Source organism: Stappia sp. P2PMeth1, from assembly GCF_900185735.1.
Taxonomy (GTDB): Bacteria; Pseudomonadota; Alphaproteobacteria; order Rhizobiales; family Stappiaceae; genus Stappia.
Genome location: NZ_FYAW01000035.1, coordinates 144,202 through 165,846, shown reverse-complemented (window position 1 = coordinate 165,846; position 21,645 = coordinate 144,202). Strand labels below are relative to the sequence as shown.

Genomic DNA, 21,645 nt, shown 5'->3' with positions numbered 1-21,645 from the left:
AATCAGGTCACGTCAGCGACAGGCGCTGCGCGAAGGCGCGCAGCCGCGCGACCGGATCGGAGCCCGGCCGGGTCGCGGCCGGATCGGTGCCGATCAGGGTCACGACCGCCTGCGCCTCGCCCTGCCAGTCGAGGATCGGCGCGGCAATGGCGACGAGACCGGGGATAAACCGGCCGTCGACGGTGGCATAACCGGCGGCGCGGGTCGCCTGGCGCAGATCGGCGACGCCGTCGGTTGTGGCGGTCAGGTCGGAGATGAGGTTCGGGTTGTGGCGCGCGTGCTGCAACTCGACCTCCAGCGCCTGCTGGATCGCGCCCTGCGGCGCCCAGGCGAGGAAGGCGCGACCGGTCGCCGAGTTGAGCAGCGGCAGCGTCGTGCCGAGCCCCATCGAGGTTATCACCGGCGAGGCCGTGCGCTCCCAGCGGATGACCGTGGCGCCCTGGTTGCCCCAGACCGACAGCAGACCGGTGAGGCCGGTCTCGCCGCACAGGTCCGGCAGCTCCTCCGCCGTGCGGTTGACGAAGTCGTGCCGGGCCAGGGCGGCAAGGCCGAGACGCACGGCGCCGGCGCCGAGATCGTATTTGCCGGAGCGGCCGGCCTGCTCGACCAGACCGGCATGCAGGAACGAGGCAAGGTAGCGATGCGCCTTGCTGAGCGGCATGCCGCAATCGCGGGCGATCTCCGACAGGGCCATGGGGCGGCTGTAGCCGGTCATCACCCGGAGCAGCCGCAGCGCCGCGTCGAGCGACTGTATGCCGCCGGAGGGCTCGCCCTCTTCCGTCTCATCCTGCCTGTTTTTCATGGTCTTCCAGCACATCGCGCAGCGCATCGAGTCGCGCCGCCATCATACCGTCCGGGCCTTGCGCGAACAGTCCCCTGGTCTCGTGGCCGAGCGCCACCAGCCGGTCCCCCGAGCCGATCCGATAGGCGAGCCGCACCGCCCGCTCCTTCCACTCCTCCACCGCCAGTTCGACAGTCAGCCGGTCGCCCTCGCGGATCGGCGCCAGGAAGCGGGCCGAAACCTCCATGACGCCGATGCCGCGCGCGCCGAGCCGCGCGCACAGGGCGGCATGGCCGCCGAACTCCCAGAGCCAGTCGTGAAAGGTCCGGTCCAGCCAGCCGAGAATGTTCGGATAGAAGGCGATCCCCGCCGGATCGCAGTCGCCGAAGCTGGCGCGGGTCGAGAAACTGTGGGCTGGCCGGCTCATAATTCCACCATATGAAAGATGTTGCATATTGTGGAATTGTTTGTATCTTCCCCTCCCACGCTTGTCGAGAGGGAAAGGGAGGAGCATGCGCGGGCTTTCCAAGGTCGAGGTGCTGGGCGGCGGCCCGGCCGGGCTGTACACGGCGATCCTGTTTCGCCGCCTGCTGCCGCATGTGCGGGTGCGGGTCAGCGAACAGAACCCGGAAGGGGCGACATTCGGGTTCGGAGTGGTGTTTTCCGACCAGGCGCTGGACTTCCTGAAGGCGGACGATCCGGACATTCACGACCTGGTCACGCCGCATATGGAGCGGTGGCGCAACATGACGCTGAACCTGCCGGGCGGGCAGGTGCTGCTCGACGGGGTCGGCTTCTCGGCCATCGGCCGGCTGGAACTGATCGAGATCCTGCGCCGGCATGCCGCCTCGCTCGGCGTCGAGATGCGCTACTCCTACCGCGTCGACGCGCTGGACGAGCTGGACGCGGACCTGATCGTCGGCGCGGACGGGCTGAACTCGCTGGTTCGCGCCAGCCTGGCCGACGCCTTCGAGCCGAGGCTCGAGCATTTCGACAATCACTTCGCCTGGTTCGGCACGCCGCGCCCCTTCGACACGCTGACGCAGAGCTTCGTGCGCAGCGCCAAGGGCTCGCTCAACGCCCATCACTACCGGTTCGCGCCCGACCGCAGCACCTTCATCGTCGAATGCGACGCGGCGACCTTCCGCGCCCATGGCTTCGCCGAGATGGACGAGGAGGAGAGCGCCCGGGTCTGCGGCGAGATCTTCGCCGAGGTGCTGGAGGGGGCGCCGCTGATCACCAACCGCTCGATGTGGCGGCAGTTTCCCCGGCTGTGGTGCCGCAACTGGGTGGCCGGGCGCCACGTGCTGCTCGGCGACGCGGTCCACACGGCGCATTTCTCCATCGGCTCGGGCACCCGCCTTGCCATGGAGGACGCCATCGCCCTGGTGCGCGCGCTCGCCGCGCAGGACGATGTCGACGCGGCGCTGGCCGCCTATCAGCGCGACCGCCAGCCGATCGCCCGCAAGATCGTCGACGCCGCCAACACCTCGGCCGGCTGGTACGAGAGCTTCGCGGCGAAGATGGACCTGCCGCCGCTCGACTTCGCCTTCGACTACATGACCCGCTCGGGCCGGGTCGACATGGACCGGCTGCGCTCCATCGCCCCGCAATTCATGGCTCGCTACGAGGCCGCCAAGGCCAATGCGCCGGCGCCGGCCATCGTCGATCCGGTCGGCGACGACACGCCGGGAGCGGCCGAGATCGGCTTCGACAAGGCCAACCACGCCAATTGTTCGGCGATCCTGTGGGACAATCTCGCCCGCAACCCGGACAAGGTGGCGGTGACCGGCCCCGCCGGCACGCTGACCTATCGGGACCTGGTCGGCGAAGCGGCGCGCTGGGGCAATGCCTTCCTTGCCGCCGGGCTGCGGCGCGGCGAGCGCATCCCGTTCTTCCTGGACGACACGCCGGCCTACCCGGCCGCCTTCTTCGGCGCGGTGCGCGCCGGGCTGGTGCCGGTGCTGCTGAACATCCAGACGACGCCGGAGGTGCTGAACTTCTTCCTGAAGGACACCGGCGCACGGCTGGCGCTGTGCGAGGCGGCGCTTGCCGACCGGTTCGCCGGCGACACGCTGGCCGGCAGCGCGCTGGAGCGGGTGATCCTGGTCAACGGCCCGGCCCCAGAACCAGCCACGGGATCGGCGGGCGGCGACCGGCAGATGGCGGCGGAGACCTTCCTCGCCGGACAGGCCACGGAGCTTGCCTGCGCCGATACCGGCCCGGACGACATGGCCTTCTGGATGTATTCGTCCGGCTCGACCGGCCGGCCGAAGGGCGTCGTGCATCTGCATCACGACATGGCCTATACGCAGGCCTCGTTCGGCAGCCATGTGCTGAAGCTGTCGCCGGACGACATCTGCTTCTCGGTGCCGAAGATCTATTTCGCCTATGGCTTCGGCAATGCCCTCACCTTTCCCTTCTCGGTCGGCGCGACGACGCTGCTGATGCCGGGCCAGCCGCGCCCGGACGACGTGCTGGCGCTGATCGAGAGATGGCGGCCGAGCGTGCTGTTCGGCCTGCCGACGCTCTACACCGCGCTGGCGCGGGCGCCGTCGCTGGCGGCGCGGGACCTGTCATCGCTGCGCCAGTCGATGTCGGCGGCCGAAATCCTGTCGCAGGAGGTCTATGACGCCTGGAAGGCGCGCACCGGCCACGGCCCGACGGAGGGGCTCGGCTCCACCGAACTGCTGCACATCTACCTGTCCAACGCGCTGGACGACCACCGGATCGGCGCGGCCGGCCGGCGCGTGCCCGGCTACGAGATCCGGCTGGAGACGGCGGACGGACGGCCGGCGCAACCGGGCGAGGAAGGCGTGATGCTGGTGCGCGGCCATTCCTCCGCGCCCTGCTACTGGAACCGGCCCGACAAGACCCGCGACACGATGCGCGGCGGCTGGATCCATACCGGCGACCGCTTTGTCGAGCGGGACGGACACTATTACTTCCAGGGCCGCTCCGACGACCTGATCAAGGTGTCCGGCCAGTGGGTCTGGCCGCTGGAGGTGGAGCGCTGCCTGAACGAGCATCCGGACGTGCACGAATGCGCCGTGCTGGCGCACGAACTGCCCGACCGGCGGATGACGCTGCGGGCGATCGTGCGGCTGCGCGAGGGCTCGCGGCAGGGCGACGAGCAGAGCGAGCGGCTGCGCGACTACGTCAAGTCGCGGCTGCAGCCGTTCAAGTATCCGCGCCTCATCGACTACATCGACGAGCTTCCGAAAACCGGCACCGGAAAGATCGACCGCCAGGCGCTGCTGCAGCGGGCGTGACCGGGCCGGCACGCCGGGAGGACCGAGGCGGCCTCGCGCACCAGGGACGGAGCGGGCCGCCAAGGTCGAAAACGACAGGTTTTTGAAGGGGAGGAAGACATGACACGCATTGGACAACGACTTGCGAACTGCGCCCTGGCCGCCGCCGTGCTGATCGGCACCGCCGCAACCGCGCTGGCCCAGGTGGCCTCGATCTCGACGCCGCCGCAGGGCTCGGTATGGAACACCATGGCCTCGGTGATCGCCGGCCAGGCCCGCACCAGCGCCGGCATGCGCATGGTGGTGCAGCCCTATGGCGGCAATGCCCAGATGATGCAGTCGGTGAACGAGGGACTGGCGGAATTCTCGCTCAACGACGTCAACGACGTGATCTCCGCCGTTGAGGGCAGCGGCGAATACACGGCGGCGATGCCGAACCTGCGGGTGCTGGCCCGCGTCAACCCGTTCCCGGTCGGCCTCTATGTCAAGGAAAGCTCCGGGCTGAAGGCGGTGGCCGAGCTGAAGGGCCGCAGCGTGCCCTCCGGCTGGGACGCCTTTCCGATCGCCCGCTCCCATATCTCGGCGATCCTGGCGGCCGGCGGGCTGACCTGGGACGACGTGCGGCAGGTGCCGGTGCCGGAGCTGATCCGCGGCTCCGACGACATGGCCTCGGGCCGGGTCGACAGCGCCTTCTTCGCCCTTGGCGGCCCGAAGGTGGCCGAGGTCGACGCCTCGGTCGGCGGGGTGCGCTTCCTGACCATCGAGGCCAATGACGACACGCTCGCCCGCATCCGCGCGGTGCGCCCGGCCTTCTACTTCTCGCAAGTGACCCCGGCGCCGCCCCGCGTCGGCGTGCACGAGCCGATGGCCTTCGTCACCTGGGACAACATCCTGGTCGCCGGCGCGCATGTCAGCGACGCGCAGGTCGAGGCGCTGCTCGGCGTGCTGTTCGACGAGGCGCAGGCGATCGGCACCGCCTATCCGCCGCTGCGGGCGCTGGACCTGGCGAGCGCCTACAAGGCCTATCCGGGGCTCGACTACCATCCGGGGGCGGTCGCCTTCTTCGCCAAGCGCGGCATCGCGCAGACGCCGGTCGAATGATCCTCAGGTCGTGGACGGACGGGCGGCAAGCTGCCGTCCGTCCGGCGCGCGCGATCGAACCTCGTCAGGACAGACAATGGCACCCACCCAGACACCGGAAGGCGCCGGCAGCAACCATGGCGGCGACCGTAGCGGCGTCGCCGCGACGCGCTTGCTGCGGGCGGCGCTCGGCGGCACGCTGACGCTGCTTTCCCTTGCCCAGGCGGCCGATCTCGGCTCGCGGCTCGGCTACTCCTATTATACGGAGCAGTTCCTCGCCGCGGTCCTCGGACTGGCGCTGGCGCTGGTCTTTCTCGGCGATCCGACGGCGATCGGACGGCGCCACATGAGCCGGCTGCAGCGCCTCGCCGACCCGGTGCTCGGCCTCGCCGGACTGGGGCTGTCGCTCTATGTCGCGGCCGCCTATCCCTCGCTGGTCGGGCGGGCGATGATGCTGCCCTGGGACGCCCTGGTGGCCGGCATCGCGCTGTTCGCGCTGGTGCTGGAGGCGCTGCGCCGCTGCGTCGGCTGGGTGCTGGTGATCGTCGTGCTGACGATCTGCGGCTATGGCCTGCTCGGCCATCTGGTGCCGGGCATCCTGCAGACGCGGGAAGTGGCGCCGGTGCGGCTCGCGGTCTATCTCGCCTTCGATCCCAACGGCCTGCTCGGCCTGACGCTCAACGTCGCGGCGACCGTGGTGATCGCCTTCGTGTTCTTCGGCCAGGTGCTGCTGCATTCGGGCGGCGCCGGCTTCTTCAACGACATCGCCATGGCGACCATGGGCCGCCGCCGGGGCGGCGCCGCCAAGATCTCCATCGTCGCCTCCGGCCTGTTCGGCTCGATCTCCGGCGTCGTCGTCTCCAACATCGTGGCGACCGGCGTCGTCACCATCCGCCTGATGATCAAGTCCGGCTTCCGCCGTACCACCGCCGCCGCCGTCGAGGCGGTCGCCTCCACCGGCGGCCAGATCGCCCCGCCGGTGATGGGCGCGGTCGCCTTCCTGATGGCCGACATCCTGCAGAAGCCCTATTCGGAGATCGTCGTCGCCGCCATCGTCCCGGCCCTGCTCTACTACGTGTCGCTGTTCGCGCAGGCCGACCTGCTGGCGGCGAAGCAGGACATCCGCCCGGTCGAGGGCGAGGAGATTCCAAGGGCGGCGCAGGTGCTGGCGCGCGGCTGGGTGTTCGCCCTCCCCTTCGCGGCGATCGTCGCGGCGCTGTTCTGGTTCAACCAGCGGGCCGAGACGGCGGCGCTGTGGGGGGCGCTGGCCGCCCTCGGCATCGGCCTGAGCTGCGGCTACGGCAAGCTGCGCATGGGGCTGCGCAACCTGTGGGACTGCCTGGTCGAGACCGGGGTCGCGATCACCGACATCATCATGATCTCGGCCGCCGCCGGCTTCATCATCGGCGTGCTCAACGTCACCGGCCTCGGTTTCGCCGTGACCTATGCGCTGGTCGATCTCGGCCAGGGCAACCTGTTCCTGCTGCTGCTGATTTCCGCCGCCGTCTGCCTGGTGCTGGGCATGGGCATGCCGACGGTCGGGGTCTATCTGCTGCTCGCGGTGCTGGTCGCCCCGTCGCTGATCGAGTCCGGCGTCGAGCCGATCGCCGCGCATCTGTTCATCTTCTATCTCGGCATGATGTCGATGGTGACGCCGCCGGTGGGCATCGGCGCCTTCTTCGCCGCCTCCATCGCCAAGGCGCCGCCGATGGCGACCGCCATGGAGTCCATGCGCTTCGGCTGGACCGCCTATATCGTCCCGTTCCTGTTCGTGTTCTCGCCGGCCCTGCTGCTGATCGGCGACCCGCTCGACAGTCTGGTGGCGGTGGTCACCGCAGCGCTCGGCGTCTACGCGATCTCCGCCGCCTTTGTCGGCTGGCTGCACGGACCGGCCGGCCCGGCCCGCCGGCTCGCCACCGCCGCCGCCGGCCTTGCCCTGCTGCTGCCGCCGGGGATCGGCGGCGAGGCGACGCTGTGGATCAACGGCGCGGGCCTTGTCGCCCTCGCCCTGTTGTGGCGGGCCGGAAGCGCCCCCGCGCCGGCGACCGCCTCTCCCGTGACACGCGACTGAAGGAAGGACCGATCGATGTCGTATATTTCCCCGCCGCTCCCCGTGCCGACGGTGGCTGTCGCCGGCAGCGAGGCCCTGCTGCCGGTGCGCCGCATCTTCTGCGTCGGGCGCAACTATGCCGCCCATGCCCGGGAAATGGGCAAGGACCCGGAGCGCGAGCCGCCGTTCTTCTTCACCAAGCCGGCCGACGCGGTGGTGGCGAGCGGCGAGAGCGTCGCCTATCCGCCGGAGACCGAGAACTTCCACTACGAGGCCGAGCTGGTGGTGGCGATCGGCCGGGCGGGGCGCGACATCGCCCGCGATACCGCGCTGTCGCATGTGTTCGGCTACGCGGTCGGCAACGACCTGACCCGGCGCGACCTGCAGCTCGCCGCGCGCGACAAGGGCCGGCCCTGGGACTTCGGCAAGGCCTTCGACCGCTCGGCGGTGATCGGCCCGGTGCATCCGGCCGAGCAGATCGGCCATCCCGACAGGGGCTTCATCCGCCTTGCCGTCAATGGCGAGATCCGCCAGGACGCCGACCTTAGCGAGCTGATCTGGTCGGTGCCGGAGATCGTCTCGATCCTGTCGCACTCGATCGCGCTGCGGCCGGGCGACCTGATCATGACCGGCACGCCGGCCGGCGTCGGCCCGCTCGCCCCCGGCGACACCTGCACCGTCGCCATCGAGGGGCTGGGCGAGATCGTCACCCCCATCGGCCCGCGCGAGTGATCCCATGACCCTGGTGCTGCACAATTTCTTCCGCTCCTCCACCTCGACGCGGCTGCGCGCAGCGCTGAAGCTGAAGGGGCTCGACTACGCCTATGTCTCCTACGCGCTGCGCAAGGGCGAGACGCGCGCTCCGAAGTTCCTAGCGCTCAACCCGCAAGGGCTGGTTCCCGCGCTCGAGCGCGAGGACGGGCGGGTGCTGACCCAGTCGCTGGCGATCATCGAATGGCTGGAGGAGACCCGGCCGCAGCCGCCGCTGCTGCCGGCCGATCCGGACGGGCGGGCGCGGGTGCGGGCGCTCGCCAACATGATCGCCTGCGAGGTCCACCCGCTCAACAACCTGCGGGTGCTCGGCTATCTGGCCGAGCAGTTCGGCGCCGACGAGGCGGCGCAGGCGCGCTGGTTCACCCATTGGGTCACGACCACCTTCGACGCGCTGGAGACGATGCTGGCGCGGGACGGCGAGACCGGCGCCTTCTGCCACGGCGACACGCCGGGCCTTGCCGACATCTGCCTCTACGCGCAGATGTGGAACAACCGCCGCTTCGAGATCGACACCGACGCCTGGCCGACCATCGCCGCGATCTTCGGCCGGCTCGACGCCATCCCGGCCTTTGCCGAGGCGGCCCCGCCGCGGCAGCCGGATGCCGCCTGACCCGCCACCCGAGACGGAACGGAGAGTGCCATGAACGACGCCCTGACGCACGAGACGGTCGAGCACGCGATGCAGCCGCAGGACAGCCCCGAGCTGCGCGCGCTGTATCGCGGCTTTGCCGACAATCACCTGATCCCGCTCTGGACGCAGATCGGCGACCTGATGCCGGTCCACCCCAAGCCGCGCGCCCGACCGCATGTGTGGAAATGGGCGGACCTGCTGCCGCTGGCCGAGGCCTCCGGCAAGCTGGTGCCGGTCGGGCGCGGCGGCGAGCGGCGGGCCATCGGCCTCGCCAATCCCGGCCTCGGCGGCCATGCCTATGTCAGCCCGACCCTGTGGGCGGCGATCCAGTATCTGGGCCCGCGCGAGACCGCGCCGGAGCACCGCCACTCGCAGAACGCCTTCCGCTTCGTCGTCGAGGGCGAGGGCGTGTGGACCGTCGTCAACGGCGATCCGGTGCGCATGAGCCGGGGCGACCTGCTGCTGACGCCGGGCTGGAACTTCCATGGCCACCACAACGACACCGACCGGCCGATGGCCTGGATCGACGGGCTCGACATCCCCTTCTCCCAGCACAACGATGTCGGCTTCTTCGAATTCGGCTCCGACCGGGTGACCGACTACGCGACGCCGCGCTTCTCGCGCGGCGAGCGGCTGTGGTGCCATCCGGGCCTGCACCCGCTCTCCGGGTTGCAGGCGACCGTCAGCTCGCCGATCGGCGCCTATCGCTGGGAGTTCACCGACCGGGCCTTGAGCGAGCAGTTGCTGCTGGAGGAGGAGGGCCAGCCGGCGACGGCAGCGCCCGGCCACGCGGCGGTGCGCTACGTCAACCCGACGACCGGCGGCGACGTGATGCCGACGATCCGCTGCGAGTTCCACCGGCTGCGCGCCGGCTGCCAGACGCCGGTGCGGCGCGAGGTCGGCTCCAGCGTGTTCCAGGTGTTCGACGGGCGCGGCGCGGTCGTGCTGGACGGGCACGAGCACCGGCTGGAGACCGGCGACCTGTTCGTCATCCCGTCCTGGATCGCCTGGTCGCTGCAGGCCGAGACCCGGTTCGACCTGTTCCGCTTTTCCGATGCGCCGATCATGGAGCGGCTGCACTTCGCCCGCGCCCATGTGGAGGAGGCCGGACGATGACCGATCCGCTGGAGGCGGCGCGCGCCGAACTGCGCCGCCGCCAGGGCGCCGGGGCGCGCTACGACGCGGCGACCGCCCCGGCCCGCACGCTGGCCTGGGCGCGGCAGGGCACCGCCTTCTTCGCCCGGCTGCTGAACGGGCTGGACGACGGCGATCTCGACGCGCCCTCCGCGATCCCCGGCGTGACGCGCCGGCAGATCGTCGCCCATGTCGGCTATCATGCGCGGGCGCTCAGCGGGATCGCCGCCTGGGCGCGGGGAAGCGCGGCCGGGCCGATGCCGGGACGCGCGGCGGTGGACCCGGACGACGTCAGCCGCAAGGCAAGCCAGCCGGCGCGGGCGCTGCGGCACCTGTTCGCCCATTCCGCGATCCACCTGGATGTGGAATGGCGCGACCTGGAGGCGCCGCAGTGGGAGCGCGCGGTCGAGGATGCGGCCGGGCGGCGGATCGCGCTTGCCGACACGCCGTGGCTGCGCGCCCGCGCCCTGTGGCGGCACGGGCTCGACCTTCGCGCCGGCGGCCGGATCGCCGATGCGCCGCCCGGCCTTGCCGAGGCGCTGGCGCGGGACAGGCCGGCGCCGAGCCCGGCACTGCTCGATCTGTAACGCCCGCAAAGCGCCCTCAAGTCCTCGGGCCGCGACCGGCAGCCACACGCAAAAGCCGCCTTCCTGACGAAATACACGCCAGGATAGATCCGAATTGAGCCCTGCGGATCATATCAACGCGGGGCCTCCCCCAATACTCTTGTCCTCGACGACAGACGTCGGCTGCGAGGAAAGAGACTATGTCATCCCTTGAAAGACCATATTCAGCCACTCCCGAAGATTTCGAGAGCGGATATGAGCTGATCTGCGTCCGGGAAGCCGGAAAAAAGGGCCGCGGCGTCTATGCACGCAGGGCGGTCGACGCAGGGACCCTGCTGCAGCGCGCCCCCGGCATCTTCTTCGATGCCGATGAAAGCGCTGCGCTCAAGCCCACCGCCGTCTTCGATCATCTGCTCGCCAACCCGGCCGACTACGCGCCCGGCAATCCCGGCAACACCTATGCGCTGATCAATGGCGGCATGTCCTACTGCAACCACGCGGCCGACAACAACGCCGTGATCCAGTGGAGCTTCGAGGCCGACGGCCTCTGGCTGCAACTGCGCGCCCTCACCGCCATCGCCGCCGGGGCGGAAGTCACCATCCGCTACACCAATCTCGACGAGTACCCGGACGGCGACAGCTTCGCCTCCTGACCGCACCACATCGACGAAAGGACCCTTCCATGCTGAAAAAAGCCCGCAAGATCAAGCTGCAAGGCATTCACGACGAGGCCTTCTACAAGGAGCGCGTGTCCCGCTCCCTGTGCTTTCTCGGCCTCGACGAGGAGCAGCGCCAGCTCTCCCAGGACAAGCTCGCCAATGCGACGGTCGGCGTCGCCGGCTGCGGCGGCATCGGCTCCTATCTCGCCGTGCAACTGGCGCGCATGGGGGTGCGGCATCTGAAGCTCGCCGATCCGGACCATTTCGACGCCTCCAACATCAACCGCCAGCTCGGCGCCGGCAAGAACACGGTCGGCCGCAACAAGGCGATGGTGGTCGGCGAGATGGTGCACGAGATGACGCCCGACGTGACCGTCGAGATCTATCCGGACGGGATCCAGCGCCACACCGCCGAGGACTTCGTGGAGGGCTGCGACCTGCTGCTCGACATGACGGATTTCTACCTGATTTCCGAGCGCTACGCGCTGCACCGGGCCTATCGGGCGAGCCCGCGCGCCATCACCATGCTGTGCGCCTGCGTCTGGGGCTGGGCGTCGACCGTCTACAAGTTCGACAAGCACGGCATGACCTATGAGGAGCTGCTCGGCATTCCCGAAGACAAGACGCTGGACCGCGACGACGTCGAGCGGCTGATCAAGATGCAGGCCAACTACTTCCCGCGCTTCCCCGACCGCGACACCGTCTACGAATGGATGGACGATGTCGGCAACATCCCGATCCTCGGCGCGGTGCCGCCGATCGCCTGCGGCTATGTCGCCGCCCGCTCCGTGCTGGTCCTGTGCGGCCTGGAAAAGGCGCCCTATTGCGAGCCGCTGCCGCCGATCCCGGCCTATTACCTCGTCGACACGGCGACCTTCGATGCCGGCTTCTACGCCTTCGACGGCACCTGGGCCAACGACGGCGTGCACGAGGCCCATTTCAAGCCGGACTTCGACTGGCGCGCGGCAAGCTGAGCGCAGCCGCCCCGCCTCCCTTCAAGACATTCACAACTCCGGGAGCCCGCCATGCCGGCCGCAACCAAACCACGGCACCTGCTGTCCATCGACGATCTGGGCGGCGACGCGATCCGGGCGATCCTCGCGCGGTCGCGCGAGATCGCCGCGGGGGCGGCCGGCCGGATTCCCGGAGCCCTTGCCGCCATGCTGTTCTTCTCGCCCTCGACGCGCACGCAATACGGCTTCCAGTCGAGCGTGCTGCGGGCCGGCGGCGGGGTCATCACCGTCGAGCCGGAAAGCTCGCGGGCCGGTTCCAACTGGGGCGAGAGCCTTGCCGACACGGCGCGTGTCCTGTCCGGCTTCGCCGATCTCGCGGTGATCCGCCATCCGCAGGCCGACGGGGTCTACGACTTCGCCGCCGCCAGCACGATCCCGGTGATCAACGCCGGCAACGGCATGGGCCTGCGCGCCGAACATCCGACCCAGGCGCTGATCGACCTCTACACGATCGAGCAGGCGTTCGGGCGGATCGACGGGCTGAAGATCCTGATCATCGGCGGCACGCATCTGCGCGCCTTCCGCTCGCAGATCCGGGCGCTGGCGCAGTATCCGCAGGCCGAGATCTTCGTCCTGTGCCCGGACAAGTTCTGGATGGACCATGCCGATGCCGAACACTATCGCCGCGCCGGCATCCGCTTCACCCGCATCGCCCATCTCGACGACGTCAAGCGCAGCGTCGACGTGATCTATCACAACGGCATCACCGAGCGCCGCGGCGAACCGGTCGACAGCTATTTCGCGCTGACCGCCGCCCGGCTCGCCGATATCCGGCCGGAGGCGATCGTCCTGCATTCGCTGCCGCGGGTCGAGGACCTGGCGCATGACGTCGATGCCATGCCGCAGGCCCGCTATTTCGAACAGGCCCATAACGGCGTGCCCGTGCGGATCGCCGTCATGGAGCACCTGCTCACGGCCAAGCGCGAATAGCCTCGACTTTTTTCGCAATTCCGGACGGAAGACCGGTTCCCGCTTTTCCCGGACTTGCTCGGGCCGCTCCAGATTTCACCACCACCCTCGCCCCCGTCCGCCGGCCCGCCGGACCGGACACGGGAGAGCCTTGCCCAGAAGGAAGACACTCATGCCCCGCATCCCGACGACCCTCTGCCTCGCCGCCGCCGGCGCGCTTGGCCTTGCCTCCCCCGCCGCCGCCGATCAGGTGACCATCACCGGACTGAACTGGGACGCCGCCAAGGTGATCGCCGAGGTGCTGTCGCAGGTGATCGAGCAGGAGCTCGGCGCGCCGGTGCGGATCCGCGAGGCCGACACCGACACGTCGCTCGCCTCGATGGATGCCGGCGACGGCGAGCACGACGTCTTCCCCGACATCTGGATGCCGAACCAGCAGAAGGCCTGGGAAATCCATGTCGAGCAGCGCGCCACCATCGGCCACAATGCCGGCTACGAGGCCGTGCAGGGCTTCTTCCTGCCGACGGCGACGGCGCAGGCGCTCGGCATCGCCACGATCGAGGACCTGAAGTCGCCCGAGATTGCCCGGCGCTTCGACACCGACGGCAACGGCCTTGGCGAATACTGGGCCGGCGAGGAGAGCTGGGGCGCAACGCGGCTCAACCGCATCAAGATGAAGTCCTACGGCCTCGACAAGCTGTGGGAGCCGTGGATCGCCAGCAACGAGGAGTTCAAGGCGGCGCTGGAGAGCGCGCGGGCGCAAGACCGGCCGCTGCTGTTCTACCATTGGACCCCGGAATGGGTGTTCTCCGTGCATCCGCTGACCCAGGTGGCCGAGCCCGCCTACCGGCCCGGCTGCGACACTGTCTACTCGCCGAGCGAGCGCGAGGACTGGCTGGAGGCCTCCTCCTTCCCCTGCGCCTTCGAGACGAGCCGGGTCTATGTGTTCCATTCCCGCTCGCTGGAAACCCGGTTCCCGAAGGTCGCCGCCTTCCTGACGCGGGTGACCTTCGACCCGGCGGTGATCAACGGCTGGGTGACGGAGACCGGCGTCGCCGGCAAGTCGCCGGACGAGGTGGCGGGCGCGTGGCTGGCGGCCAATCGCGACACCGTCGCCGACTGGCTCGGCGCGGCGCAGGCGCAGTGAGGCCGGCATGAGCGCTCCCTCCGACACCGCCCGGCAGGTGCGCATCGGCATGATCCTGCTGGTGCTGTCCGCCGCCTGCTACAGCACCGCCGGCCTGTTCACCCGGCTGATCGACACCAGCGTCTGGACGATGCTGTGCCTGCGCGGCCTGGTCGCCGGCCTGTTCATCCTGGCGGTGATGCTGGCGCGCGAGGGGCGCGCCGGGCTGGCGCAGTTCTCCGTGTTCCGCAGCCTGCCCGGACTGGTGGCGATCGCCGCCAGCGTGCTGGCGATGATCTTCAACCTGAATGCCTATCTGAACACCTCGGTCGCCAATGTGGTGCTGATCTACGCGACCGCCCCCTTCGTCGCGGCCGCCTTCTCCTGGCTGCTGCTGCGCGAGCCGGCGGCCCCGGCGACGCTGTGGGCCAGTCTCGTCGCCCTTGCCGGCGTCGCCGTCATCGTCGGCGGATCGCTCGGCGGCGGCGGGCTCCTTGGCGACCTCTACGCGATGGCGATGACCGTGTTCATGGCGCTGATGATCGTCGCGGTGCGCTGGGGCAAGGCGCACTCCATGGTGGCGATGGCCTGCGCCTCGGCCTTCGCCTCGTTCCTGATCACCCTGCCCTTCGCCGAGTTCGGCCAGGTCGACGGCCGCGCCCTCGCCCTGCTCGCGGCGTTCGGCATCGCCCAGCTCGGGCTCGGCATCCTGTTCCTGACGCTCGGCGCCCGGCATCTCAACTCGGGCCAGGCGGCCTTGATCAGCACGCTCGACGTGCCCCTGGCGCCGCTATGGGTGTGGATCGCCTTCGCCGACGTGCCGCCGCTCACGACCGCCCTCGGCGGCCTGGTGGTGATGGCCGCCGTCATTTTCTCGATCCTGCAGGGCCGGCGCGCACCGGCACCGGCCCCCGCACCGGAGGCACGCTCATGAAGATCGACCGCATCGCGGTGTACCGCCTGCCCATCGACTTCGGCGAGACCCGCTACACGACCGGCGCCTCCGGCACGGCGCAGGCGAGCATCGACGGCACGATCCTGCGCCTCGACACCGACGAGGGGCTGGTCGGCTGGGGCGAGATCAGCCCCTGGGGCCGCAGCTACCTGCCCGAATTCGCCGAGGGCGCGCGCGCCGGCATCGACGTGCTCGCTCCCGCGCTGATCGGCGCCGACCCGACCGACATCGCCGCGCTGCACGCGGTGATGGACCGGCATCTCGACGGCCATGCCTATGTCAAGTCGGGCTTCGACATCGCCGCCCACGACCTCTTCGGCAAGAGCGCCGGGCTGCCGGTCTACCGGCTGCTCGGGGGACTGGGCAGCGACCGGATCCCGATGAACTGCGCCGTCTATCACGGCCCGTTCGAGGAGATGGCCGAGCGGATCGCCGCCTATCGGGAGCGCCCCGGCTATCGCATCTTCTCCACCAAGCCGGGCGGCGAGGCGGTCGCCGACATCGCGCTCTACGAACGCCTCGCCGGCATCCGCCGGCCGGACGAGATCTTCATCGCCGATGCCAACCGGCTGTGGACGCTGGCCGACGCGCTGCGCGTTGCCCGCGCGATCGAACCGCTCGGCTTCAACCTGGAGCAGCCCTGCGCCACCTACGAGGCCTGCCTCCGGGTCCGCCGCGCCACCGGGGCGACGATGACGCTGGACGAGAGCGTCACCGACGGCGACGTGCTGGCCCGCCTCGCCCGCGACAATGCCGCCGACATCGTCCATGTGAAGCTGTCCCGCATCGGCGGCCTTGCCGCCGCCCGGCGCTTCACCGCCTTTTGCGAGATCGCCGGCCTCTCGCTCAGTTGGGCGTCGTCGGGCGGCACGGAGATCGCCGACATGGCGGCGCTGCACGCCGCCGCCGCGACGCCGCGCGCGCATCTGTTCGGCCTGTGGAGCTGCCGCGAGTTCAACACCGAGAGCTATGCGCAGGGCGCGTTCGAGATCGTCGACGGCGTCACCGTGCCGGGCACCCGTGCGGGGCTCGGGATCGTTCCCGACGAGGCCGCGCTCGGCCAGCCGATCGCCCTGTTCCGATGACGGACCGCCGGATCGCCGCAGAGCCCGTCGAACCCCCGACCGCATGGGAGACCGTCAACCCGACGCCGCACCCGCTCAGCCCCCCTTGCCAACCGCTGGAGAGAGACAGATGAACCAGATCGACTACCTGATGGACATGCGAGCCGACAAGATCAACTCCGCCTTCTATCTCTACGACAACGAGAAGATCGAGGAGAACTTCACGCGCTTCGAGAGCGTTCTTTATCCGCATACCAGCGTCTTCTTCGCGTCGATGGCGAATGACAATCCGGTCCTGCTCGGCAAGATCCGCGAGCGGGGCATGGGCCTGTTCGTCAATTCGCTGAAGCACCTGCGGCTGGCGGAGGCCTGCGGCTTCCCGACCGAGCGGATCATCTTCGCCAGCACCGGCCTGACCAGCGCGATGATGCGGCATCTGGTGGCGCGCGGGATCCGGCTGCATCTGGATTCGCTGACCCAGATCGGCCAGTTCGGCAAGCTCGGCCTCAAGACCGAGGTGGGCCTGCGGCTGAACACGTCCGAACGCTCGCGCATCAGCCCGTTCACCGGCAATGACAGCCGCATCGGCATCCAGGACCACGAGCTGGACGCCGCGCTCGAGGCCTGCCGCAGCCTCGGCCTCGCCGCCACCGGCAGCCATGTCTATATCGGCACGGACATCGTCAGCGTCGACGAGATGGTCGCCGGCATCGAGCGCGCGCTGGAGCTCTCCGACCGCTTCCCCGACCTTGCCTATGTCGATGTCGGCGGCGGCTTTCCGCTCGACGAGACGCGCTTCGACTTCGACGACTACAACGCCCGCATCACCGCGCTGATGTCCGACTTCTCCCGGCGGCGCGGCCGGCCGATCCGGCTGGTGATCGAGCCCGGCCGGGCGATGTTCGGCAATGCCGCGCGCTTCTATGCCCAGGTCACCGACGTCAAGCGGCGCGAGGGCCATTACTTCGTCTGCGTCGACGCCAGCGCGTCGATGATCCCGAGGGCGATGTTCTACGAGGACTACAACCCGGTCCGGGTGATGACCAACGGCAAGGGAGCGCGGCCGGACTTCGACCAGCCGGTCGATATCGTCGGCAACACCACCTATTCCCGCGACTTCCTGGCCCGGCGCCAGACGATCCCGCAGGTCGAGATCGGCGACTGGATCGAATTCTCGCAGGCCGGCTCCTACTGCTACTCGATGATCACCCGCTTCCTCGGGCAGACCTTTCCGCCCGAGTATCTCGCCGAGGGCTGCGGCGCGCTGACGCTGATCCGGCCGGGCGACCTTGCCGAGGAGGCGGTCCAGTGAGCGCGCGAGCCGGGATCGCCGTCGCCGGCCCGCCCGCCGCGACGAGGCCGGTGCGCTGGCCGCAGGAGTGGACCTTCGAGGCGGTCGCTCCGGGAGAGGCGCATTGCCACGAGATCGTCGAGCGGCAGGTGCTCGCCGGCGAGGGCGGCCAGCGCATCGAGGTGGTGCGCACCCGCGCCTTCGGGCGCGGCCTGCTGCTCGACGGCCGCATCCAGCACCTGGAGGGCGACGAATACATCTATAGCGAGGCGATCGTACATCCCGCCGCGCTGGCCCTCGGCAAGGACTGCCGCCGGGTGCTGGTGGTCGGCGGGGGGCCGGGCGGCGCGGTGCGCGAGGCCTTGAAGCACCGGGGGGTCGAGGAGGTCGTCCAGGTGGAGATCGACGCCCGCATGGCGGCGCTCACCCTCAGCCATTTCGGCCATATCTCGCAAGGCTTCCACGACGACCCGCGCTATCGCCTGGTGATCGCCGACATTCGCGACCACCTGGCCTCGGCACCGGCGCCCTACGATCTCGTCATCCATGACGTGAGCGAACCGCTGCCCGGCTCCCCGGCGGAATTCCTGTTCACGCCGGCGCATTTCGCGGCACTGGCCAGGGTCGTGTCGCCGACCGGCGCCTTCGTCACCTGGGCGGGCGCCGCCGGTCCTTGCGCGGGCGCGGGCGCGGCCATGATCCATGCGCTGACGGCCGGCCACTTCGCCCATGCCGAGCCGCTGGTCTGCCACGCCCAGTCCTACGGCACGTCCTGGCTGTTTTCGGTCGGCGCCCACCGGGATCTCGATCTCGCGGGGCGGCCGGCAAGCCTTATCGACCGTCTCGTCGCGACCCGGCTGGACGGGCCGCTCACCTATTACGACGGCACCACCCATCGCCACATGGTGTCGCTGCCGAAGGACCTGCGCGCGCGCCTGGCCGGCCGCCGCAGCGCGCCCGCCCGCCAGCCAACGGAGGACCGCAGATGACCGCCGAACAGTCCCGCACCGCCGCACAGGCACAGGCACAGGCACAGGCACCGGCACCGGCACCGGCACCGGCACCAGAGGACTTTGCCGCCGTGCAGGCCCTGTACGACCAGACGATGGCCGACAATGCGCAGGTGCACGATCTGATCTACCCAAAGGTGTTCGGAGCCGACCAGTATATCGGCCAGTTCAGCGACAACAGCGCCGACGAATTGCGGCTGATGGCGGCCCTGATGCAGATGCCGGCCGGCGCCAGGGTGCTGGACCTTGGCTGCGGCCGCGGCCTCGTCGCGGCGTTCCTGGCCGGCGAGATGGGCTGGACCGTCACCGGCATCGACCTGTCGCTGGCCTCGCTGGCCGCCGGGCGGAAGGCCGGCCACGGGGTGGAGCTGATCGCCGGCAATGTCTACGAGCACGCCTTTGCCGAGCGGTTCGACGGCATCTACAGCACCGGGGCCGCCTGCCATTTCGACGCCGCCCGGCTGTTCGCCCGCGCAAGGTCGCTGCTGGTGCCCGGCGGGCGGCTCGCGATCTTCGAGCGGGTGCGCCTCGGCGACATCGACGCCGCCGACTGGCGCAAGCTCACCACCGACTGGACCTGCCCGCATGTCTACACCGCCGCCGAATATGGCGAGCTGCTGACCGTGGCGGGGTTTCGCGTCCGGCATGTGCTCGACACGACGGAGCGGTTCCGCACCTGGCAGGCGCGCTCCGTCGAGGTGCGCCGGGAGTTGCGGCGGGAGATCGTCGCGGCCACCTCGCAGGAGTATTTCGAGACCTCGCTGGCGCTTGCCGCCTATGAGGCCGACGTCTCACGCAAGGGGCTGCTCGGCTATGCGGCGGTGATCGCGGAGGCGCTGCCGTGACGCCGCCCCTCCACCATCCGCTGCTGGAGGCGGGCGACACCCGCCTGCTGACGGTCGACGCGGTGCTGGCGCAGGGCGATACCGGGCTGACCCGCTACCGCATCGTCCGCTTCGCCGCCTATGGACGGGCGCTGCTGATCGACGGGCTGATCCAGTCCTGCGAGTTCGACGAGGCTCTCTATCACGAGATGCTGATGTCGCCGGCCGTCGCCCTGCATGGGCATCCGCGCCGCATCGTCGTGATCGGCGGGGCCAATGGCGGCATCGTCAACCGCCTGCAGCACCTGCCGTCGCTGCGCGGGCTCCACCATGTCGACCTCGACCCGACGCTGGCCGGGCTCTGCCGCTATCACCTGCCGCACCTGCAGCCGCAGGAGCCGTTTTCCTTCGACTACCGGCTGGAGTTCGAGGATCCCCGCGCCTGGCTGGCGCGAAAGCGCGGCGATCTCGGCGGCTGGGCGGATCTCGTCCTGCTCGACCTGCCCGATGCGGCCGACACCTCCTATGCGGCCGGCGTCTTCGATATGGAGGCGCTGGCGGCGGCGGGCGACCTGCTCGCCCCCGGCGGGCTGCTCGTCACCCATGTCGGCCACTGCCATCCGGCGGCGATCTCGTTTCAGGCGGAGACGGTGGCGCGGCTGCGGCGCCTGTTCGCCGATGTCGTCGTCTACGAGCACCCGATCCCGAGCCTCGCGGTCGCCTGGGGCTTTGCCATCGCCAGCCGCGACCGCAGCCTCAACCGTTTCGCCGGAGCCACGATGGCGCGGCGCATCGCCGCCCTGCCCGCCGCGATGCGCCGCCACTACGACGCGGAAACCCATCTGGCGCTGCTGCACCGCCCGGCCATCGTGCGGGCGGCGCTCGACGCGGCAACCCCCACCCCCGTCCCCACTCACCCCACCTTCATGGAGACGACGACATGACGCTGTTTCCCCAGATCGAGATCGAAACCGGATCGGACCGGCTGGCGGCATGGGAGCGCGAGGCGGCCCTGCGGCTGCTGGAGCGGCTGCAGATGCCGACCAACTTTCCCTGCTTCTTCTCGCAGAACGCCTGCCGGCGCGGCCGCATCCTCTTCGCATTCGTCGGCGGGCTGGAGGCCGAGGACCTTGCCCGCGGCAGCGCGGCGCTGTCCGCCTATGTCGAGCGGTCGCGGAGCTGGGACGGAGACGTCGCCACCGCCGAGCCGCTGGCGATGATCTTCCACCCCGAAACCGTCGCCGCCGACAGTGTCGAGGCCTATCACGAGATCGGCTGGCGGGTGCTGCAGGCCTGGCACGACCGGGACGGCGCCCCCTGGCCGAGCGAGGTCTCGCGCCTGCCCTCGAGCCCGTTCTGGACCATGTGCTTTGCCGGACTGCAGCTCTTCGTCAACATGAGCAACCCCGCCCACCGCGTCCGCCGCAGCCGCAATCTCGGACCGTCGCTCGCCTTCATCATCAATCCGCGCGAACGTTTCGACATCGTCGCCGGCGACAATCCGCGCGGCCATGCGGTACGCGAGCGGCTGCGCCGCCGCATCCATGCCTATGACGGGCTGCCGCACAGCCCGGCGCTCGGCAGCTACGAGGCCGGCGATATCGAGTGGTGGCAATACGGGCTTGCGGAAACCAACGCGCTGCCGGCCGGCACCTGTCCGTTCAAGATGAGGTCCGAGCCATGACCCGGATGCATGAGCCGCAGGACGGGGAGACGCTGTCCCTGGCCGTCTGCGAGCTGCCCGACGGCCTCAGCCCCGGCGATGCCGCCTGGCGGGACCTGCTTGACGGCGTCGCGCGGACACGGCCGCAGGCGCTGCTGCTGAACGAACTGCCCTTCGGCCGCTGGCCGGCGGCGAGCCCGGCGTTCGAGCTCGGCCGCGCCGGCAGGACCGCCGCCGCCCATGCGGCCGGCATCGCCGCGCTGGATGTCCTCCCGCCCCTTGCCCTGTTCGGGTCGACCGCGCTTCCCGCCGGCAGCAAGCTGATCAACGAGGGTTTCGTCCGGCTGGAGCGGCGCTATCACGCGCTGCATCACAAGCTCTGCCTGCCGGAAGAGCCGGGGTTCCACGAAGACACCTGGTTTTGCCCCGGCAGCCGCGCCTTCGGCACCTTCGATCACAGCGGCTTCCGCTTCGCCTTCGCCATCTGCTCGGAGCTGATGGTGCCGGAGGTGCCGCGCATGCTGGCCCGCCTCGGCGCGGATGTGCTGCTGGTGCCGAGGGCCAGCACCGCCGAGGGGTTCGACCGCTGGCTGACGGTGGCGCGGGCGACCGCGCTGGTGACCGGGTGCTATGTCGCCAGCTCCAACCGCGCCGGCGGCGGGGAGCCGGCTTTCGGCGGCGGCGGCTTCGTCATCGATCCGGGCGGCGAGTTGCTGGCGCTGACCGACCCGGCGCGGCCGCTGGCGGCGGTGAGGCTGTCGAGGGCGGCGCTCGACCGGGCAAGGGCGGCCTATCCGATGACCATCCGCACGCATCTCGTCCTCACGCCGCCACGCCCCGCGTAAGGGCCGCACCGGCGCCGCC

21 protein-coding genes are annotated in these 21,645 nt (G+C 70.0%); 19 read left to right on the top strand and 2 right to left on the bottom strand.

Translation table 11 applies throughout. From position 1 onward, the window contains the following. Nucleotides 1-7: 7 nt before the first annotated feature. Together P2PM1_RS20685 and P2PM1_RS20680 are read right to left on the bottom strand one after the other, a co-directional pair. On the bottom strand, nucleotides 8-802 hold the full coding sequence (locus tag P2PM1_RS20685; RefSeq protein WP_186386667.1) for an IclR family transcriptional regulator: 795 nt from the start codon (nucleotides 800-802) through the stop codon (nucleotides 8-10). Beyond that, nucleotides 783-1,208, bottom strand: a complete 426-nt coding sequence (locus tag P2PM1_RS20680) for a thioesterase family protein (protein WP_186386666.1) — start codon at nucleotides 1,206-1,208, stop codon at nucleotides 783-785. Before P2PM1_RS20680 ends, P2PM1_RS20685 begins: the two co-directional genes overlap by 20 nt. Before the next feature lie 85 nt (nucleotides 1,209-1,293). Between P2PM1_RS20680 and P2PM1_RS20675 the strand changes: the two genes are divergently transcribed. The 19 genes from P2PM1_RS20675 (at nucleotide 1,294) to P2PM1_RS20585 (ending at nucleotide 21,626) form a co-directional block, all read left to right on the top strand. After that, a complete protein-coding gene (locus tag P2PM1_RS20675; protein WP_186400354.1) occupies nucleotides 1,294-4,053 on the top strand; it encodes a benzoate-CoA ligase family protein in 2,760 nt (919 codons plus the stop codon). Nucleotides 4,054-4,152: 99 nt separating this feature from the next. Then, nucleotides 4,153-5,133 carry a TAXI family TRAP transporter solute-binding subunit gene (locus P2PM1_RS20670; protein WP_186400353.1) on the top strand — a complete coding sequence of 327 codons (981 nt, stop codon included), beginning with the start codon at nucleotides 4,153-4,155 and terminating at the stop codon, nucleotides 5,131-5,133. A gap of 76 nt (nucleotides 5,134-5,209) precedes the next feature. Beyond that, a complete protein-coding gene (locus P2PM1_RS20665; RefSeq protein WP_186400352.1) occupies nucleotides 5,210-7,183 on the top strand; it encodes a TRAP transporter fused permease subunit in 1,974 nt (657 codons plus the stop codon). 15 nt (nucleotides 7,184-7,198) lie between these two features. Further along, a complete protein-coding gene (locus P2PM1_RS20660) occupies nucleotides 7,199-7,894 on the top strand; it encodes a fumarylacetoacetate hydrolase family protein (protein WP_186400351.1) in 696 nt (231 codons plus the stop codon). 4 nt (nucleotides 7,895-7,898) lie between these two features. After that, the gene (gene maiA, locus P2PM1_RS20655; protein ID WP_186400350.1) at nucleotides 7,899-8,546 is read left to right on the top strand and encodes a maleylacetoacetate isomerase; all 648 of its coding nucleotides are present in this window, start codon (nucleotides 7,899-7,901) and stop codon (nucleotides 8,544-8,546) included. A gap of 30 nt (nucleotides 8,547-8,576) precedes the next feature. Beyond that, nucleotides 8,577-9,683, top strand: a complete 1,107-nt coding sequence (locus P2PM1_RS20650) for a cupin domain-containing protein (protein ID WP_186400349.1) — start codon at nucleotides 8,577-8,579, stop codon at nucleotides 9,681-9,683. Continuing rightward, nucleotides 9,680-10,288 (top strand): maleylpyruvate isomerase N-terminal domain-containing protein, encoded by a 609-nt coding sequence (locus P2PM1_RS20645; RefSeq protein ID WP_186400348.1) that lies wholly within the window; start codon nucleotides 9,680-9,682, stop codon nucleotides 10,286-10,288. Before P2PM1_RS20650 ends, P2PM1_RS20645 begins: the two co-directional genes overlap by 4 nt. 179 nt (nucleotides 10,289-10,467) lie before the next feature. Further along, nucleotides 10,468-10,920, top strand: coding sequence for an SET domain-containing protein-lysine N-methyltransferase (locus P2PM1_RS20640; protein ID WP_186386658.1), 453 nt, complete (start codon nucleotides 10,468-10,470; stop codon nucleotides 10,918-10,920). Nucleotides 10,921-10,949: 29 nt separating this feature from the next. Further along, on the top strand, nucleotides 10,950-11,900 hold the full coding sequence (locus P2PM1_RS20635; protein ID WP_186400347.1) for a ThiF family adenylyltransferase: 951 nt from the start codon (nucleotides 10,950-10,952) through the stop codon (nucleotides 11,898-11,900). A gap of 51 nt (nucleotides 11,901-11,951) precedes the next feature. Next, nucleotides 11,952-12,869: an aspartate carbamoyltransferase gene (locus P2PM1_RS20630; protein ID WP_186400346.1), complete on the top strand. Its 918-nt coding sequence runs from the start codon at nucleotides 11,952-11,954 to the stop codon at nucleotides 12,867-12,869. Nucleotides 12,870-13,020: 151 nt separating this feature from the next. After that, nucleotides 13,021-13,995: a glycine betaine ABC transporter substrate-binding protein gene (locus tag P2PM1_RS20625; RefSeq protein ID WP_186400345.1), complete on the top strand. Its 975-nt coding sequence runs from the start codon at nucleotides 13,021-13,023 to the stop codon at nucleotides 13,993-13,995. Between the two features lie 7 nt (nucleotides 13,996-14,002). Then, on the top strand, nucleotides 14,003-14,908 hold the full coding sequence (locus P2PM1_RS20620; RefSeq protein WP_186400344.1) for a DMT family transporter: 906 nt from the start codon (nucleotides 14,003-14,005) through the stop codon (nucleotides 14,906-14,908). Further along, nucleotides 14,905-16,014 carry a mandelate racemase/muconate lactonizing enzyme family protein gene (locus P2PM1_RS20615; protein WP_186400343.1) on the top strand — a complete coding sequence of 370 codons (1,110 nt, stop codon included), beginning with the start codon at nucleotides 14,905-14,907 and terminating at the stop codon, nucleotides 16,012-16,014. Before P2PM1_RS20620 ends, P2PM1_RS20615 begins: the two co-directional genes overlap by 4 nt. Nucleotides 16,015-16,123: 109 nt before the next feature. After that, the gene (locus P2PM1_RS20610; protein WP_186400342.1) at nucleotides 16,124-17,305 is read left to right on the top strand and encodes a hypothetical protein; all 1,182 of its coding nucleotides are present in this window, start codon (nucleotides 16,124-16,126) and stop codon (nucleotides 17,303-17,305) included. Next, entirely contained in the window at nucleotides 17,302-18,273 is a 972-nt protein-coding gene (locus P2PM1_RS20605; protein ID WP_186400341.1) for a hypothetical protein, read from the top strand. Before P2PM1_RS20610 ends, P2PM1_RS20605 begins: the two co-directional genes overlap by 4 nt. Continuing rightward, nucleotides 18,270-19,139 (top strand): cyclopropane-fatty-acyl-phospholipid synthase family protein, encoded by an 870-nt coding sequence (locus P2PM1_RS20600; protein ID WP_186400340.1) that lies wholly within the window; start codon nucleotides 18,270-18,272, stop codon nucleotides 19,137-19,139. Before P2PM1_RS20605 ends, P2PM1_RS20600 begins: the two co-directional genes overlap by 4 nt. After that, on the top strand, nucleotides 19,136-20,062 hold the full coding sequence (locus P2PM1_RS20595) for a spermidine synthase (protein ID WP_186400339.1): 927 nt from the start codon (nucleotides 19,136-19,138) through the stop codon (nucleotides 20,060-20,062). The genes P2PM1_RS20600 and P2PM1_RS20595 overlap by 4 nt, the downstream gene beginning before the upstream one ends. Further along, nucleotides 20,059-20,802 carry a YqcI/YcgG family protein gene (locus P2PM1_RS20590; protein WP_186400338.1) on the top strand — a complete coding sequence of 248 codons (744 nt, stop codon included), beginning with the start codon at nucleotides 20,059-20,061 and terminating at the stop codon, nucleotides 20,800-20,802. The genes P2PM1_RS20595 and P2PM1_RS20590 overlap by 4 nt, the downstream gene beginning before the upstream one ends. Next, the gene (locus tag P2PM1_RS20585) at nucleotides 20,799-21,626 is read left to right on the top strand and encodes a carbon-nitrogen hydrolase family protein (protein WP_186400337.1); all 828 of its coding nucleotides are present in this window, start codon (nucleotides 20,799-20,801) and stop codon (nucleotides 21,624-21,626) included. The genes P2PM1_RS20590 and P2PM1_RS20585 overlap by 4 nt, the downstream gene beginning before the upstream one ends. The last annotated feature ends 19 nt before the right edge of the window (nucleotides 21,627-21,645 follow it).

Excerpts from the sequence above, each read along its gene's own strand:
- P2PM1_RS20685 (WP_186386667.1), bottom strand. The coding sequence starts at position 802 with ATGAAAAACAGGCAGGATGAGACGGAAGAGGGCGAGCCCTCCGGCGGC.
- P2PM1_RS20680 (WP_186386666.1), bottom strand. The coding sequence starts at position 1,208 with ATGAGCCGGCCAGCCCACAGTTTCTCGACCCGCGCCAGCTTCGGCGAC.
- P2PM1_RS20675 (WP_186400354.1), top strand. The coding sequence starts at position 1,294 with ATGCGCGGGCTTTCCAAGGTCGAGGTGCTGGGCGGCGGCCCGGCCGGG.
- P2PM1_RS20670 (WP_186400353.1), top strand. The coding sequence starts at position 4,153 with ATGACACGCATTGGACAACGACTTGCGAACTGCGCCCTGGCCGCCGCC.
- P2PM1_RS20665 (WP_186400352.1), top strand. The coding sequence starts at position 5,210 with ATGGCACCCACCCAGACACCGGAAGGCGCCGGCAGCAACCATGGCGGC.
- P2PM1_RS20660 (WP_186400351.1), top strand. The coding sequence starts at position 7,199 with ATGTCGTATATTTCCCCGCCGCTCCCCGTGCCGACGGTGGCTGTCGCC.
- maiA (WP_186400350.1), top strand. The coding sequence starts at position 7,899 with ATGACCCTGGTGCTGCACAATTTCTTCCGCTCCTCCACCTCGACGCGG.
- P2PM1_RS20650 (WP_186400349.1), top strand. The coding sequence starts at position 8,577 with ATGAACGACGCCCTGACGCACGAGACGGTCGAGCACGCGATGCAGCCG.
- P2PM1_RS20645 (WP_186400348.1), top strand. The coding sequence starts at position 9,680 with ATGACCGATCCGCTGGAGGCGGCGCGCGCCGAACTGCGCCGCCGCCAG.
- P2PM1_RS20640 (WP_186386658.1), top strand. The coding sequence starts at position 10,468 with ATGTCATCCCTTGAAAGACCATATTCAGCCACTCCCGAAGATTTCGAG.
- P2PM1_RS20635 (WP_186400347.1), top strand. The coding sequence starts at position 10,950 with ATGCTGAAAAAAGCCCGCAAGATCAAGCTGCAAGGCATTCACGACGAG.
- P2PM1_RS20630 (WP_186400346.1), top strand. The coding sequence starts at position 11,952 with ATGCCGGCCGCAACCAAACCACGGCACCTGCTGTCCATCGACGATCTG.
- P2PM1_RS20625 (WP_186400345.1), top strand. The coding sequence starts at position 13,021 with ATGCCCCGCATCCCGACGACCCTCTGCCTCGCCGCCGCCGGCGCGCTT.
- P2PM1_RS20620 (WP_186400344.1), top strand. The coding sequence starts at position 14,003 with ATGAGCGCTCCCTCCGACACCGCCCGGCAGGTGCGCATCGGCATGATC.
- P2PM1_RS20615 (WP_186400343.1), top strand. The coding sequence starts at position 14,905 with ATGAAGATCGACCGCATCGCGGTGTACCGCCTGCCCATCGACTTCGGC.
- P2PM1_RS20610 (WP_186400342.1), top strand. The coding sequence starts at position 16,124 with ATGAACCAGATCGACTACCTGATGGACATGCGAGCCGACAAGATCAAC.
- P2PM1_RS20600 (WP_186400340.1), top strand. The coding sequence starts at position 18,270 with ATGACCGCCGAACAGTCCCGCACCGCCGCACAGGCACAGGCACAGGCA.
- P2PM1_RS20590 (WP_186400338.1), top strand. The coding sequence starts at position 20,059 with ATGACGCTGTTTCCCCAGATCGAGATCGAAACCGGATCGGACCGGCTG.
- P2PM1_RS20585 (WP_186400337.1), top strand. The coding sequence starts at position 20,799 with ATGACCCGGATGCATGAGCCGCAGGACGGGGAGACGCTGTCCCTGGCC.